Genomic DNA, 1,754 nt, shown 5'->3' on the forward strand with positions numbered 1-1,754 from the left:
AGGCTTTAAACCACAATTATTTAATTAACAATTAATAATTAATAATTCGGTAAGAAAGAAGGAAGAAGCTTTAATATATAATCCGGTTGAACAGTCGTCCCTATCGACGATAGGAAGGAATCTCCGCGTATCCCTGAGATTGCTTCCTTCCACTCCGTTCCTGTCGCAATCACGCAGGCTATAGTAATTATACAGATTCTATATAAGAGTATAAGAGAAGGAAAAACCTTATATGGCGGTAGATATTTACCCAACTTTTACACAAACGATACCAACGGACATGATATGAATGCTGCATCAACGCAATCTCTAATATTTTCAAATTCGTTTTTTCTTTGTTTCATCTATGTCTTCAATACTGCCCACCAATTTTCTATGTTGTTTAAATCGGGTGAATAGGTTGGCAAGTACCATATTTCACCTCCGGCACTTTTCACTATCTCTCTAATATTTTCACCTTTATGAAAACTAGCATTATCTATTATTATTACATCTCCTTTTTCTAACTGTGGTATTAAGTATTTTTCTAACCATTTTTCAAATAAGTATCGATTACATCCACCTTCAAAAATTAATGGAGACAAGATTTTTTTCTCTCGTAAAGTGCTAATCCAACTGACTCTCTCTGCTCTTTTTCCTAATTTTAATCCATAGCATCTTTCCCCTTTTGGGCTATAACCATAACCATAATCATCTCGATTATCACGCACCTGCTTCATCTACATAAAGCAGTTTGTTTTTATCTACTGTTAAGAGTTTTTCCATAAATTTTTGTCTTTCCTCTTCATTTCTTTCTTCATAACCGTAAGTTTGTCTTGAGTGCCTCTTTCATTCCGAGGTCTCCTCGGAATTAGGCACTCGCTTTTTTTCTAGTTATACCCAATTTTTGAAAAGCTTTTGATACATTTTGTTGTGTCAAATTATCTTCCCATAACTCTGCTATTTGAATTTGAGTTTTGTGATTATGCCTCAAAACAAATTGTTCAAATTTATCCCAATCCTTAATTTTCGGCTGTTTGCCCCCTGATTCGTTATTAATTGCCGCAAAATCTCCAGTTTCCTTTTTCCTTTTTAACCATAAATCAAGCGTATTTCTGCTAATGTGGAAAATCCGACAAATAATACTTTTTTTCTCTCCTCTTTCTACAGAAGCGATTGCCTTCTGCCGTAATTCATAACTATATGGTGCAGGCATGAAACAATGTGAAAATAAATTAGCTAATACCATTTTAACTTGTCAAATACCTGAATGCGTAGTGCTATAAAGCTAGACGAGCTGCTACAAGGGTTTTTGTTTTTAGGAGTGTGTTCCATCTTTCTAAAAACCGCTATAAAACTAATGTATACGCTAGCTGTGGCGGTGGGTTGCAACACGCTCTACTTGAATGAGACGCCTAAAAATGTCAGTTGCTCGAAATAATATTACTTTCATAATTAGGGTTTGTTGGCTAACTATCAAATCATTTACAGATAAAAGCTAAAGCCTTTTTGGGTCGAAAAAAGTGCCAGCTTTTCAGTCTCTAGAGCTGCAAAAAATTAGCATTTTGGGCAGACAAGGGCAGAAAAATAAAGTGATAATTCTTCCGACTACCTGCTCTATAATTCCCATTTCTCCTGTAGGGGCGAATGGCCATTCACCCCTACGACTCCTGACTCCTACCCTTAGCAAAAGACTTTTTCAGCAAACCCTAATTAATTTAATAAACTCACTTTTGCTTGATAATCTTCAGCAGATAATATTTGCCAATTAGCAT

1 pseudogene is annotated in these 1,754 nt (G+C 35.4%); it reads right to left on the bottom strand.

What is annotated here, in order from left to right:
• Positions 1–347: 347 nt before the first annotated feature.
• Positions 348–1,195, bottom strand: a pseudogene (locus tag ACP6PL_RS27580) (IS630 family transposase); the annotation flags it as partial.
• Positions 1,196–1,754: the final 559 nt, after the last annotated feature.

Origin of the sequence: Dapis purpurea BLCC-M126 (assembly GCF_050015975.1) — a bacterium.
Classification (GTDB): Bacteria; Cyanobacteriota; Cyanobacteriia; order Cyanobacteriales; family Microcoleaceae; genus Trichodesmium.